This window comes from Ralstonia sp. 25mfcol4.1, from assembly GCF_900104095.1.
Classification (GTDB): domain Bacteria; phylum Pseudomonadota; class Gammaproteobacteria; order Burkholderiales; family Burkholderiaceae; genus Cupriavidus.
Window position 1 is genome coordinate 617,384 of sequence record NZ_FNJO01000002.1, and the last position, 13,559, is coordinate 630,942.

The following is a 13,559-nucleotide window of genomic DNA, read 5'->3' on the forward strand; positions in this document are numbered from 1 at the left end:
TTCAGATCACGGTGTCCCAGGGTGCCGACAGCCGCATGGCACCGTTGATCAGGCCGACCATCGAATAGGTCTGCGGGAAGTTGCCCCACATCTCTCCGGTGACCGGGTGTGTGTCTTCCGACAGCAATCCCAGCGGATTGCGTGCGGCCAGCATGGCCTCGAAAATCTCGCGCGCCTCCTCGCGCCGCCCGATGCGCGCCAGCGCGTCGATGCGCCAGAAAGTGCAGATGTTGAAGGCGGTCTCGGGCTTGCCGAAATCGTCAGGTGCCTCGTAGCGCCGCATGTACGGCCCGTCGCACAACGATTCTTCCAGCGCCTTCACCGTCGACACGAAGCGCGGGTCCTTGGGATCGATGAAATTGACTTCGGCCATCAGCAGCACGCTGGCGTCCAGTTCCTTGCCGCCGAAGCTTTCCGCGAACGCCTGGCGCTTCTCGTTCCACGATTCGTCCAGGATGCGCTGCTTCATGTGGCTGGCATGGTCGTGCCAGTAGGCGGCCCGCGCGGGCTGCTCGAGCTTTACGGCGATCTTGGCCAGGCGGTCGCACGCCACCCAGCTCATCAGCGCCGACGACGTGTGGATGCGGGCGCGCGTGCGCAGTTCCCACATGCCCGCGTCGGGGGTGCCGAACACGCGCACGGCCTGCTCGCCCACGTCTTCCAGCCGCCGGAATTCGGCGGGGCCGCCGCGATAGAGCAGGCGGTGGTCGTGAAAGGCCTGCGCGGCGGCCAGCACCACGTTGCCATAGACATCGTGCTGGAAGTGCTCCTGCGCCTGGTTGCCCACGCGCACCGGCCCCATGCCGCGGTAGCCGCCCAGATGATCGAGGATGCTTTCCGGCAGTTCGCGCTCGAGCCCGATGCCGTAGAGCGGCTGGATATGCCCGTCCTGCGACTGCATCACCACGTTGGACAGCCAGCGCAGGTAGTCCTCCATCGTTCCGACTTCGGACAGGCTGTTCAGCGCCCGCACCACGAAGAACGCGTCGCGCAGCCAGCAGAAGCGGTAGTCCCAGTTGCGGCCGCTGCCGGGCGCCTCGGGGATGCTGGTGGTCATCGCCGCCACGATCGCGCCGGTTTCCTCGTAGAGCGACATCTTCAGCGTGATGGCGGCGCGGATCACCGCGTCCTGCCATTCGCGCGGCACGGCCAGCCGGCGGCTCCAGAGCCGCCAGTACGAGGTGGTTTCCTGCTCGAAGTCGCGGGCGATGTCGTCCACCCCGTGCGTGAGCGTTTCGTCGGGGCCGAGGATGAAGTTGTAGCTGCGCGTGACCAGGAAGGGCGTTTTCGACAGCACGTAGGCCAGCGGCGCGTCGGTGGTCAGCCGCAGCGTCATGTCGTCGCCGACAAAACGCGCGTGGCTGCTGCCGCGCGTGACTTGCGGCTGGATGCGGCCCCAGTTGAAGCGCGGCGCCACCGTCACGCGCACGCGCGGCGCCCCCCGGATCGGGCGGATGCGCCGCACCAGCGTCAACGGCCGGAAGTAGCGGCCCAGCCGGAAGAAGCGCGGGCAGAAGTCGGTGATCTCCAGGCAGTTGCCGTGCTGGTCGATCAGCCGCGTGCGCAGGACGGCCGTGTTCGGCTCATACCATTGCGTGGCCTCCTGGAAGTCCTCGATCTCGATATTGAAGTGGCCGGCGTTCTCGCTGGTATCGAGCAGCGCATTGAAGACGGGATCGCCGTCGAAGCGCGGCATGCAGCACCAGACGATGCGGCCGCGGCCATCGACCAGCGCCGAGAACGCGCAGTTGCCGATCATGCCGAGCGACAGCGACGGATCGGCCTGGCGGCAGGAGCTGTCCGAATCCGTATTGACCGCCGGCGCCTCGGTGGCAATGGCGGGGTTGAAGTTGGCAGGGTCACTCACAACGGTTCCTCCCTTGCAGGCGATGGGGATGAGAGGGGATCGGCCGGTTCGTCGCGGCGCGCCATCAGATGGGTGAGCGCGTGCGCGGAGCGATGCAGCCATTCGCGCAGGACGGCGGGCGCAGGCACGCTGACCGACGCCGCCGTGGCCCGCTGGCCCACCAGCAGACCCACGCCGCCGAGTTCGCGCACCACCGTGAAGCCGGCCTCGTCGGTCACGTCGTCACCGGCAAACAGCGGCAAGCGGCCGGCAAACGGCGCCGAGCGCATGAACGTGGCAATCGCCCCGCCCTTGTCCACGCCGGCCGGCTTGATCTCGATGACCATCTTGCCGGGCAGCGCGTCGAGCCCGACCGCATCGCGCAGCACATCGGCCACGGCGGCACGCACCAGCGGTTCCAGTTCCGGCACCTGGCGGTAGTGGATGGCCACGGCCACCGACTTGCGTTCCAGCTGCAGGCCGGGGTGCTTGAGCACCAGCGCCTCCAGCTTCGGCAGCAAAGGACCGATGCCTGGCGCGGGCGGCCGCACGATGCTCTCGGCACCATGGCGGAATTCGGCGCCATGCACGCCGGCGGCCGGCAAGCGCAGCGGTTGCAGGAAATAGTCGAGTTCGTCCACGGGACGTCCGGAGACGATGGCCAGCGCGCCGTCCAGGCAGGTGTGCAGCGCACGCAGCGTGCCAACCAGCTCGGGCTCCACCTGCACCAGGTCGGGGCGTGGCGCAAGGTCGGCCAGCGTCCCGTCGAAGTCCAGGAACAACGCGGTGTTGGGTTCGATGAGTGGTAGGGGGGGCATCGCGTGAAACCGTAGCACGCCGATTTGACGAGCGTCCACCGGGCGCTGTCCTACAACAGTGGCCCTTGCGGCACCTGGGGCGCCAACACACGCTGCCGGGGCCCGCATGTGCGCCATCCATTATCATTGGCGGTTTCCGCCGATTTTTCCGGCTTTTTTTGCCACGGCCAGCGTGGCGCCCCGCAGACCATGACCCGCACCCCCGCCAAGCCCGACTATTTGAAGAAGATCCTGACCGCCAAGGTGTACGACGTGGCCCAGGAGACCGAACTGACCTACGCCCCCGCGCTGTCGGCGCGCACCAACAATGCGGTCTGGTTCAAGCGCGAGGACACCCAGCCGGTGTTCTCGTTCAAGTTGCGGGGGGCGTACAACAAGATGGCGTCGCTGCGCCCCGAGGATCTCAAGCGCGGCGTGATCGCCGCGTCGGCCGGCAACCATGCCCAGGGCGTGGCGCTGTCCGCCGCCCGGCTGCAGTGCAAGGCCATGATCTGCATGCCGACCACCACGCCGCAGGTGAAGATCGACGCTGTGCGCGAGCGCGGCGGCGAGTGGGTGCAGGTGGTGCTGCATGGCGATTCGTACAGCGACGCCTACCTGCACGCGGCCGAACTGGAAAAGAAGCACAAGCTCACCTTCATCCACCCGTTCGACGACCCCGATGTCATCGCCGGCCAGGGCACCATCGCCATGGAGATCCTGCGCCAGCACCCGGGCCCGATCCACGCGATCTTCGTCGCCATCGGCGGCGGCGGCCTGATTTCGGGCATCGCCAGCTACGTGAAGGCCGTGCGCCCGGACATCAAGGTGATCGGCGTGCAGACGCTGGATTCCGACGCGATGAAGCGTTCGGTGGACGCCGGCAAGCGCGTGGAACTGAAGGACGTGGGCCTGTTCTCGGACGGTACCGCCGTGAAGCTGGTCGGCAAGGAGACCTTCCGCATCACGCGCGAGCTGGTGGACGACATCATCCTGGTGGATACCGATGCGATCTGCGCGGGCCTGAAGGATGTGTTCCAGGACACGCGCAGTATCCTGGAGCCGGCCGGCGCGCTGGCCGTGGCGGGCCTGAAGGCCTATGCCGAGCGCGAGAAGCTGAAGGGCCAGCACCTGGTGGCCATCGCCTGCGGCGCGAACATGAACTTCGACCGGCTGCGCTTCGTGGCCGAGCGTGCCGAGGTGGGCGAGGCCCGCGAGGCCATCTTCGCGGTCACCATCCCCGAGGAACGCGGCAGCTTCAAACGCTTCTGCGAACAGGTCGGCACCCGCAGCGTGACGGAATTCAACTACCGTATCGCCGATACCGGCGTGGCGCACATCTTCGTGGGCGTACAGATCGCCAGCCGCGCGGAAAGCGACAAGATCGCCGCCAACTTCCGCCGCCATGGCTTCGACACGCTGGACCTGTCCAACGACGAACTGGCCAAGCAGCACATCCGCTACATGGTGGGCGGCCATTCGCCGCTGGCGCAGGACGAACTGCTGTACCGCTTCGAATTCCCGGAGCGCCCGGGCGCGCTGATGCGGTTCCTGTCGAGCATGAGCCCGAACTGGAACATCAGCCTGTTCCACTACCGGAACCAGGGTGCGGACACGTCGAACATCCTGGTCGGCATCCAGGTGCCCAGGAACGAAAAACGCGAATTCCGCACGTTCCTTTCCACGCTCGGTTACGTACACTGGGACGAGACCGACAACCCCGTCTACAAGCTGTTCCTGTCCTGAGACCGATCATGACGCTTCCTGAGCACTCGCCGCTGGGCAAGCCCTCGGCCTACAAGACCGAATACGACCCGACACTGCTGTTCCCGATTCCGCGCCAGCCCAAGCGCACCGAGATCGGCCTGCCCGAAGGCAAGGCCCTGCCGTTCTTCGGCGTCGATATCTGGAACGCCTACGAGGTGTCGTGGCTGAACCTCAAGGGCAAGCCCCAGGTGGCGCTGGCCACCTTCATCATTCCGGCCGACACGCCGAACATCGTCGAGTCGAAGTCGTTCAAGCTGTACCTGAACTCGTTCAACCAGAGCAAGCTCGCGTCGGCCGAGGCGCTGCAGCAGTTGCTGCAACACGACCTGTCCGACGCCACGGGCGGCACGGTGCAGGTGCGGCTGGTGACCGAATCGGACCTGGGCACGCAGAAGATGGGCGAACTGGACGGCCTGCTGCTGGACCGCCTGGACATCGAGACCGACGTCTACGAACCCGATCCGACGCTGCTCAAGGCCGACCAGGACGAATCGCCGGTGGAGGAATCGCTGGTGTCGCACCTGCTGAAGTCGAACTGCCTGGTGACCGGGCAGCCCGACTGGGGCAGCGTGCAGATCCGCTATGTGGGCGCACCGATCGACCAGGAAGGGCTGCTCAAGTACCTGATCTCGTTCCGCAATCACAATGAATTTCACGAGCAGTGCGTGGAGCGGATCTTTACCGACGTGATGCGCATGTGCAAGCCGGTGAAGCTGGCCGTCTACGCCCGCTATACACGCCGCGGCGGGCTGGACATCAACCCGTTCCGCACCAACTTCAACACGCCTTGGCCGGACAACCGGCGCAACGCGCGGCAGTAAGGCTGCCGGCCCGAAGCCGGCCGGGCCGGTTCGTCAGAACTCCGCGTGCGCGCGGATGCCGATGAATCTGGCCGGCCCGCGGTCGCGGTTGTAGCCCGGGTTGCGCACGAACTGGAAATCCGGGCTCAGCGTCAGCGTCTTCCACACCGCCACGCTGTAGTAGATCTCCACGATCTGCTCGGGCCCGTAGCGCAGCGCGCCATCGCCCAGGAAGGCTCCCAGGCCGCCGGCGGCCAGGTAGTTGCGATGTCCCGATCCCAGCATGTTCACGGCCACGGCCAGCCCCACCTCGTCCTTGGGGCGACCCCAGCGCGCGCCCTTCATCGTGCCGCCGGCCGATACCTGCCGGCCGATTTCGGTAAAGGCATAGGTCTCGGTCTTGTCGTCGGACCAGTTGGCACGCAGGAACACGCCGGCGTCGTCGGCCACTTCCTGCAGGAAGGCCACCCCGACACCCCACTTGCTGTGCTCGCGGCGCACATCGCCCACATCGGGCGTCACGCCGTTGGCCTGACCGAACGCGAGGGCGTCGTTGAACGCGCCCATGCGCGCCTTGTTCCGCCATAGCAGCAGGCGCGCCTGGCCGGGCCGATCCGCAATGGTGTAACGCTTTTCCAGCTCCAGCATCTGGCCATAGTGCTTGAACAGCCGGGTATCCAGCTCGCGCCCGTTCGACTCGACCGGCTGCAGGAAATGGCCCACGCGCGCAGACCAGCCGTCGCCGATGTATTCGAGCGCCGCGCCCCAGTTATAGCCGCGCGAGTCGGCGGGATAGTCCCACGAGCCATGCGTCATGAACGACCAGTTCATGAACTGGGTGCGGGGGTCGGACCCATACGGGTTCTGGTCGAACACGTCGATCACGCCGAAGTTGCCGGCGGTCAGTACCAGCCGCTGCTTGTCCACCGTGCGTGCGAACTGGTTGAAATCGGAGTCCAGCGTTTCATCGCCGCCGCCCATGCCCCAGTACTGACGGATAAAGGCGCGGGCCCGATAGACCTTCGGACTCGTGCTGGCCGTCTTGGCCAGTTCGCCATTGGACAGGCCGCCCATGCCGTGCAGATCGGAAAACGGCACGCCCTGCGCCACCTCGGGGTTGAGGTGGAACTCGGCCCCCTTCCACAGCCGCAGGCCCAGGTCGAACGTGGCGGTAAACGAATAACTCTTGGCGCGGTTCGGCGTCAGGCTGTTCTCGCCCGAATAGGGCGCGCTGAACGCAGGCTTGCGCTGCCAGATATAGGTGGTCTGCCCGTGGAACGCGAACGGGCTCTCCATATCGTTCACAAGCGGCACGCCGGCGGCCGGCGCGGCGGGCGCATTGGCGGCCGGGACGTCCGCGGGCGTCGTTTCCTGCGCGTGCGCCGCCCACGGCAGCGCCGTACTCGCCACCATCCAGGCGGCAAGCTGACGGACAAAGCGCGGGCGCGGCCGCAGCACGGCGGCCAGGAAACGGAAACGCTGCATAGGAAACCCGGGATGCGGATGCACCACCCACGGGCACCCTTCTGGACAGGCGCGAGCATAGCCAAGCAGACATGACATGTCTACCTTATTTTGTTGCGGCGCAGCATTCCGCCCACGCTTGTGTCATCAACGCTTTGCGGTGGCGCAAAGCCGACGTTGTAACCGGCCTTGTATTAATTAATTCGAAAATTAATATGGATCGGAAGCCGGGCCCCTTTTCTGGCTCATCCGATGTCTCCGGACTGTTTCGATGCCCGCACGCCCACCGACCGATCCCCCGCGCCGTCCCGGCCGCCCTGCGGCGCAGGCATCCGATGCCGGCCAGCGCGACCACCTGATCGATGCCGCTGTCACGCTGTTCGCCCGCCATGGCGTGGCGGCCACCTCGACCAAAGCCATCGCCGCGGAAGCCGGGGTCACGCCGGCGCTGGTGCATTACTACTTTCGCGACCGCGACACGCTGCTTGACGCGATCTTCGAGGAACGGCTCCAACCGCTGATCGAGCGCGTGTTCGGCACGCTGCAGGCTGGCCCGCCGGACCCCATCGCCCGCATCCAGGCGCTGGCGGAGCAACTGATCCGCACGGCATCGGCCACGCCATGGTTTCCGGGGTTGTGGATCCGCGAGATCGTCGGCATCGAGGGCCAACTGCGCGAGCGCCTGCTGCAGCGGGTGGCCCTACAGCGCGCGCATCTGATCGCCAGCCCGCTGGCGGCCGCCCATGCGCAGGGCCAGCTCAACCCCGGCCTGGCGCCGGCGCTGGTGATGGTGTCGCTGATCGGCCTGACACTGCTGCCGCTGGCCACCACGCATATCTGGCGCGCGCTGCCCGGCGCCGCCGACATCGACACCGACACGCTGGTGCGCCACGTTACCGCCCTGCTGGGTCACGGGCTGTCCGTGCCGCCCGATGCCCCCGCCTGAACCTCGTATCCCGGAGCCCGCACGATGCTTCCCGTCCCCACCCGCACCTGGCCCCTGCTGCTGGCCGCCATGTCTTTGCCCATGCTGGCTGCCTGCAGCAAAGACAAGACGCCCACCTGGCAGGGCTACGTCGAAGGCGAATTCGTTGCCGTGGCCTCGCCATTCGCGGGCCGGCTCGAAACGCTGTCGGTCGATCGCGGCCAGCAGGTCAGCAACGGCGCGCCGCTGTTCGTACTGGAATCCGATGACGAACGCGCCGCGCGCCAGCAGGCCGCCGAACAGGTGCGCGTGGCGGAGGCCCAACTGGCCGATATCCAGACCGGCAAGCGCCCCGTGGAAGTGGCCGTCAATCAGGCGCAACTGGTGCAGGCCCAGGCGCAGGCCGGACGCAGTGCCGCCCAGCGCAAGCGCGACGAGGCGCAGTTCGACATCGGCGGCATCTCGAAGGCGCAGCTTGACGAAAGCCGCGCCACGGCCGACGCCGATGCCGCCCGGGTGCGCGAACTGCAGCGCGATATCGACGTGGCCCGCCTGCCCGGCCGCAAGGACCAGCTGGCCGCCCAGTCAGCCCAGGTGGAAGCCGCGCGCGCCGCGCTGGCCCAGGCAGAGTGGAAGCTGTCGCGCAAATCGGTCAATGCGACAGTGTCCGGACTGGTCTACGACGTGCCGTTCCGCCCCGGCGAATGGGTGCCGGCGGGCAGCGCCGTGGTGCGCATGCTGCCGCCGGGCAACGTCAAGGTGCGGTTCTACGTGCCCGAGGCCGTGGTGGGATCGCTGAAGAACGGCCAGGCCATCACGATCCATTGCGATGGCTGCGCGGCCCCGGTGGGTGCCAAGATCACCTATGTGTCCAACGAGGCCGAATACACGCCGCCCGTCATCTACAGCAACGAAACGCGGCGCAAGCTGGTGTTCCTGATCGAGGCCAGACCCAGCGCCGCCGACGCGCCGAAGCTGCGCCCGGGCCAGCCGGTCGAGGTGACGCAATCATGAACACGCAGCCCCGCAGCAGGCCGGAACCTGACCAGGGGAACGGCAACGGGAAGACCGACGCCAACGGCCGCCGCAACGGCGAACTCGTCATCGACGTGCACGACCTGAACAAGCACTTCGGCGACAAGCACGTGGTGAACAACCTGACCATGCAGGTGGCGCGCGGCGAGATCTTCGGCTTCCTCGGCCCGAACGGCAGCGGCAAGACCACCTCGATCCGCATGATGTGCGGGCTGCTGACGCCCGATTCCGGCTCCGGCACCTGCCTGGGCTACGACATCCTCAAGCAGGCGGTCGACATCAAGCGCAACGTGGGCTACATGACGCAGCGGTTCTCGTACTGGGAAGACCTGTCGATCCGCGAGAACCTCGACTTCGTCGCCCGCGTCTATGACATGCCCAACCGCAAGGACGTGGTGGCGCGCGCGCTGGAAGACCTGGGCCTGCAGTCGCGCGCCGAACAACTGGCCGGCTCGCTGTCCGGCGGCTGGAAGCAGCGGCTGGCGCTGGCCGCATGCCTGCTGCACGAGCCGCAACTGCTGCTGCTCGACGAACCGACCGCCGGCGTCGATCCCAAGGCGCGCCGCGACTTCTGGGAACAGCTGCACCAGTTGGCGGCGCGCGGCATCTCGGTGCTGGTCAGCACGCACTACATGGACGAAGCCGAACGCTGCCACAAGCTGGCCTATATCGCCTACGGCACGCTGCTGGCGCAGGGCACGTCGGATGAAGTCGTTGCCAGCCAGCACCTGAGCACGTGGAGCGTCGAGGGCGACAACCTTGCCGAACTGTCCGAGCAACTGCAGGGCAAGCCTGGCGTGGACCAGACCGTGGCATTCGGCACCGCACTGCATGTGACCGGCAAGGACGCCGACCAGCTTGAGCGGACGCTCAGGCAATACGCGGGCGCCCACCACCGCCTGTTGCAGACCGAAACCAGCCTGGAGGACGTGTTCATCCACATGATGGGCGGCGCGCAGGACAACATGGCCGCCCCGCCGCAAAACAAGGCCGCGCACGGCCGCAAGGACGCGCCATGAGCGCCGCGCGCCCGCCTGCCCGCAATCCTTCGCGGCCGACGCACACATCGTTCTCGTTGCAGCGATGGTGGAGCATCGTGCTGAAGGAATTCCTGCAGTTGCGCCGCGACCGCATCACGTTCGGCATGATCGTGGCCCTGCCGATCGTGCAACTGCTGCTGTTCGGCTTCGCCATCAACAGCGATCCGCGCCACATGCCCACGGCGGTAATCGTTGCCGAGCACAGCGATTTCTCGCGCACGTTCATCGCGGCGATGGAAAACACCACGTACTTCCGGGTGGTTCGCACGATGCCCGACGAGACCGCGGGCCGCGAGGCGCTGCTGCGGGGCGACGTGCAGTTCGTGGTCAACATCCCGCACGACTTCTCGCGGCGGCTGCTGCATGGCGACCGTCCCCAGATCCTGGTGGAAGCCGATGCCACCGACCCGTCCGCCACGGGCCCGGCCATCTCGGCGCTGGCGCAGTTGCCGGATACGGTCGCGCGCATCGACCTCAAGGGCGCGCTGGCGCCACTGGCCGGCGGCAAACCGGCCTTCGACGTGAACGTGCATCGCCTGTACAACCCCGAGGGCATCACCCAGTACAACATCGTGCCGGGGCTGATGGGCACCATCCTGACGATGACGATGGTCATGATGACGGGGCTGGCCATGACGCGCGAACGCGAGCGCGGCACGATGGAAAACCTGCTGGCCACGCCGGTGCAGCCCATCGAGGTGATCTCCGGCAAGATCGTCCCGTACATCTTCATCGGCCTGATCCAGGCCACCATCATCGTGCTGGCCGCGCACTACGTGTTCTCGGTGCCGTTCCTGGGCTCGGTGCTGGCGGTGTACCTGGCCACGCTGCTGTTCATCGCGGCCAACCTGACGGTGGGCATCACCCTGTCGTCGCTGGCCAGCAACCAGCTGCAGGCGGTGCAGCTGACGTTCTTCTACTTCCTGCCGAACATCCTGCTGTCTGGCTTCATGTTCCCGTTCGCCGGCATGCCGGTGTGGGCGCAGTGGATCGGCAACGTGCTGCCGATGACCTATTTCAACCGGATGGTCCGCAGCATCATGCTCAAGGGCAGCGGCTGGACCGAACTCTGGCCCAACGTCTGGCCCGTGGCGCTGTTCACGGTCATCGTCATGGGTATCGCCGTGCGCTTCTACAAGCGCACGCTGGACTGACAAGCGGAGCCCCGCCATGCGTACGTTCCCCACCCTGCTCGCCTCGGTCGCCTCGGTCGCCTCGCTCTCCGCGCTGCTCGTCGGCGGTTGTGCGGTAGGCCCCGACTTCCACAGCCCCGACGCGCCCACCGACGCGCGATACACCGCCGGCCCGCAGCCGCTGCAGATGCCGGCCGAGGGCTTCCCGACGCAAACGCTGCAGCCCGGCGATGTGCCCGCGCAATGGTGGTCGCTGTTCGGCAATCCACAGCTCGACGAGACGATACGCATGGCGCTGGCCGGCAGCCCCACGCTGACGCAGGCGCGCGCCCGACTGCGCGAGGCCCAGGAGAACCTGGCCGCGCGCTCCGGGGCCACGCAGTTCCCGCAGGTCGATGCCAAGCTCAGCGCCACCCGCCAGCAGGTGGACCTGACCTCCGTCGGCATCACCCAGTTTCCGAGCCCCGGCCCGTTCACGCTCTACAACGCCAGCGTGCAGGTGTCCTACGCGCTGGATCTGTTCGGCGGGCAGCGGCGCGAACTCGAAGGCCTGCGCGCCGCGGTCGACTATCAACGCTACGAACTGGAGGCGGCCCGCCTGTCGCTGGCCGCGAACGTGGCCACCACGGCGATCCGCGAAGCCGGGCTGCGTGCGCAACTGGCCGATACGGTGGCCATCGCCGAAGCGCAGCAGCGCCAGCTTGGCATCATGCAGCAGCGGCTCAAGGCAGGCGGCGTGGCCCGTGTGGACGTACAGCGGCAACAATCCGAACTGGCGCAGACGCAGGCGCTGGTGCCCGCGTTGTCGCAACAGCTCGATGCCGCACGCCACCAGCTGGCCGTCTACACCGGACAGACCCCGGCCAGCGCGCAACTGCCCGAGTTCCGGCTCGAGGACCTGCACCTGCCCGAGACGCTCCCAGTCAGCCTGCCGGGCGAGCTGGCACGGCGCCGCCCCGACATCCGCGCGGCCGAGGCGCTGCTGCACCAGGCATCCGCCGACATCGGCGTGGCCACGGCCAACCTCTATCCGCAGATCACGCTGACGGCCAGCGGCGGCACCCAGCAGATGCGCGCCCGCGACCTGTTCAGCAGCATGAACGTCTGGAGCCTGGCCGCCGGCGTGGTGCAGCCGGTGTTCCACGGCGGCGAACTACGCGCGCAGAAGCGCGCCAAGGAAGCGGCCTACGAGCAATCGCTGGGCGCGTACCAGCAGGCCGTGCTGCAGGGGCTGCAAAACGTGGCCGACACGCTGCGCGCCCTCGACGCCGACGCCGGCACCCTGCAGGCCCGCGCCCACAACGCCCGGCAAACGCGCGACACGCTGGCCATCGTCAGCGAACAATACCGGCTGGGCGGCGTGAGCCAGTTCACGGTGATCGACGCCGAAAGCCAGGCCCGCCAGGCCGCGCTCGACCTGTCGCAGGCCCGCGCGGCAAGACTGGCCGATTCGGCGGCGCTGATGCAGGCGCTGGGGGGTGGGTGGTGGGGGGAAGAGGCGACGGTGGGGAGCCTGAAATAGAGGGTGTCGGTACCGGAAGCGCTATGACCGTAGATACGCGCGCAACCGCCTCACCCCCTCATCCAGCCGCGCCACATCGCACGCGTAGCACCATCTGACAAAGCCCTCGCCCTCGTCGCCGAACGCGCTGCCGGGGGCCAGCCCGAGGTGCGCCTCGCGCACCAGGCGTTTGCAGAGCGCCAAGCTGTCCGCGGCGCCGGCGAGCCGGAAGAACACGTACATGGCGCCGTCTGGCGCGTGCGCTTCCACGCCCGGCAGGCTGGCTAGCGCGCCAACCAGATGATCGCGCGACGTGCGCAGCCGCTGCACCAGGTCTTGCGTGAACGCCTCGCCCTGCCGCACGGCCACGATGCCGGCCTCCTGCACGAACGACGGCGCGCACGACGTGTTGTATTCGATCAGCTTGCCCAGGTCGTCCATCAACGATGCGGGCAGCACCATCCAGCCCAGCCGCCAGCCCGTCATCAGCCACGCCTTGGAAAACGAGTTCACCGCGATCACGCGTTCGTCACGGCTGGCGATATCGAGGAAGGACGGCGCGTTGCCGCCTTCGCTGCCGTAGTACAGCCGTTCGTAGACCTCGTCGGCGATGATCCAGATGCCGTGGCGGCGGCAGTGGTCCAGCACGGCCTGCTGCTGGGCGCGCGGCATGACCCAGCCCGTAGGGTTGTTCGGCGAGTTGATCATCACCGCCCGCGTACCGGGCGTCAGGGCACGCAACAGGCGGTCGATATCGAGTGTCCAGCCATCGTCGCCGAAGTCGAGCGATACGGTGTCCACGGTGGCGCCGAGGATGCGCGGGATTTCCACCAGGTTGGGCCAGAGCGGCGTGACGCAGACCACGCGGTCGCCCGGGCCGGCCACCAGCTGGGCGGCCAGCATCAGTGCGTTGACGCCGGCGCTGGTCACGGCGATATTGTCGACCGGCGTGGCGCCGTGCAGCCGCGTCACGTAGTCGGACAGCGCGGCCCGCAGCGGCGCGATGCCCAGGTTGTGCGTGTAGAACGTGGCGCCGCCGGCCAGCGCCTGGGCGGCGGCGTCGCGGATAAAAGCCGGAGTCACCTGATCCGACTCGCCGAACCAGAACGGCATGACATCCGGCAGGCCGATGCCCGCGTTGGCCACCTCACGGATGCGCGAGGCGCGCAGGCCGTGGACGATGTCCCGTGCCAGCGGCACGGCTTCGTTGGAAGAAGGCAGGCGAGACGGGCTGGCGGACATCGGCACTCC

Annotated in this window: 11 protein-coding genes; 7 read left to right on the forward strand and 4 right to left on the reverse strand. The window is 67.5% G+C overall.

Annotation, left to right across the window (positions count from 1 at the left end; all coding sequences use genetic code 11):
- Position 1: 1 nt before the first annotated feature.
- Both BLQ58_RS05890 and otsB read right to left on the reverse strand, forming a co-directional pair.
- Positions 2–1,759, reverse strand: a complete 1,758-nt coding sequence (locus BLQ58_RS05890; protein ID WP_254775823.1) for a glycoside hydrolase family 15 protein — start codon at positions 1,757–1,759, stop codon at positions 2–4.
- Positions 1,760–1,863: 104 nt separating this feature from the next.
- Entirely contained in the window at positions 1,864–2,664 is an 801-nt protein-coding gene (otsB, locus tag BLQ58_RS05895; protein ID WP_092595435.1) for a trehalose-phosphatase, read from the reverse strand.
- Between the two features lie 189 nt (positions 2,665–2,853).
- Here otsB and ilvA point away from each other — a divergent pair, with 189 nt between their 5' ends.
- Both ilvA and queF read left to right on the forward strand, forming a co-directional pair.
- Positions 2,854–4,389: a threonine ammonia-lyase, biosynthetic gene (gene ilvA / locus BLQ58_RS05900; RefSeq protein ID WP_092595437.1), complete on the forward strand. Its 1,536-nt coding sequence runs from the start codon at positions 2,854–2,856 to the stop codon at positions 4,387–4,389.
- 8 nt (positions 4,390–4,397) lie between these two features.
- Positions 4,398–5,231 carry an NADPH-dependent 7-cyano-7-deazaguanine reductase QueF gene (gene queF, locus BLQ58_RS05905; protein WP_092595439.1) on the forward strand — a complete coding sequence of 278 codons (834 nt, stop codon included), beginning with the start codon at positions 4,398–4,400 and terminating at the stop codon, positions 5,229–5,231.
- A gap of 33 nt (positions 5,232–5,264) precedes the next feature.
- Here the strand turns inward: queF and BLQ58_RS05910 are convergent, their stop codons facing one another.
- Entirely contained in the window at positions 5,265–6,695 is a 1,431-nt protein-coding gene (locus BLQ58_RS05910; RefSeq protein WP_254775814.1) for a carbohydrate porin, read from the reverse strand.
- 250 nt (positions 6,696–6,945) lie between these two features.
- Here BLQ58_RS05910 and BLQ58_RS05915 point away from each other — a divergent pair, with 250 nt between their 5' ends.
- The 5 genes from BLQ58_RS05915 to BLQ58_RS05935 are packed head-to-tail and all read left to right on the forward strand — an operon-like array spanning position 6,946 to position 12,329.
- Positions 6,946–7,620, forward strand: coding sequence for a TetR/AcrR family transcriptional regulator (locus BLQ58_RS05915; RefSeq protein ID WP_092595441.1), 675 nt, complete (start codon positions 6,946–6,948; stop codon positions 7,618–7,620).
- A gap of 24 nt (positions 7,621–7,644) precedes the next feature.
- Complete coding sequence (locus tag BLQ58_RS05920) at positions 7,645–8,613, forward strand: HlyD family secretion protein (RefSeq protein WP_092595443.1); 969 nt, start codon at positions 7,645–7,647, stop codon at positions 8,611–8,613.
- Positions 8,610–9,653 carry an ABC transporter ATP-binding protein gene (locus tag BLQ58_RS05925; protein WP_092595445.1) on the forward strand — a complete coding sequence of 348 codons (1,044 nt, stop codon included), beginning with the start codon at positions 8,610–8,612 and terminating at the stop codon, positions 9,651–9,653. The genes BLQ58_RS05920 and BLQ58_RS05925 overlap by 4 nt, the downstream gene beginning before the upstream one ends.
- The gene (locus BLQ58_RS05930; protein ID WP_175459840.1) at positions 9,650–10,828 is read left to right on the forward strand and encodes an ABC transporter permease; all 1,179 of its coding nucleotides are present in this window, start codon (positions 9,650–9,652) and stop codon (positions 10,826–10,828) included. The genes BLQ58_RS05925 and BLQ58_RS05930 overlap by 4 nt, the downstream gene beginning before the upstream one ends.
- Before the next feature lie 16 nt (positions 10,829–10,844).
- Complete coding sequence (locus tag BLQ58_RS05935; protein WP_092595447.1) at positions 10,845–12,329, forward strand: efflux transporter outer membrane subunit; 1,485 nt, start codon at positions 10,845–10,847, stop codon at positions 12,327–12,329.
- Positions 12,330–12,350: 21 nt separating this feature from the next.
- Here BLQ58_RS05935 and BLQ58_RS05940 read toward each other — a convergent pair whose 3' ends face one another.
- On the reverse strand, positions 12,351–13,550 hold the full coding sequence (locus BLQ58_RS05940) for a pyridoxal phosphate-dependent aminotransferase (RefSeq protein WP_092595449.1): 1,200 nt from the start codon (positions 13,548–13,550) through the stop codon (positions 12,351–12,353).
- Positions 13,551–13,559 lie beyond the last annotated feature (9 nt).